General features: G+C 66.8%; 1 protein-coding gene. It reads right to left on the bottom strand.

Translation table 11 applies throughout. The features are described from left to right. Window positions 1-256, bottom strand: a 256-nt coding sequence (locus ACQG3P_RS19985) for an HAD hydrolase family protein (RefSeq protein ID WP_426806017.1), incomplete at its 3' end; no start/stop codon positions are given. Window positions 257-265: the final 9 nt, after the last annotated feature.

The raw sequence follows: 265 nt of genomic DNA, 5'->3' as shown, positions 1-265 counted from the left end.
TGGCAACGCGGGTGACCAGCCCGCCATTGCAGGCGATGCAGTAGTCGTCCGCGACATTGATGGCCAGTTCCTCCAGGAACGGGGCAAGGCCGGACACCGGGCGTCCGCTGGTCAACACGATCCGCTCGCCCTGCGCCCGTGCGCGGGCAATGGCCTGCTTCACGCGCGGGGTGAGCTTGTGCGCCGGGTCCCGCAGCGTGCCATCCATATCGATGGCCACCAGTTCAATAGCCGGCTGGCGGCAGCCCAGCTCCATCTTGATCAA

Source organism: Stenotrophomonas sp. SrG (genome assembly GCF_050031795.1).
Lineage (GTDB): Bacteria > Pseudomonadota > Gammaproteobacteria > Xanthomonadales > Xanthomonadaceae > Stenotrophomonas > Stenotrophomonas rhizophila_A.
This window is presented reverse-complemented; position numbering and strand designations above follow the sequence as displayed.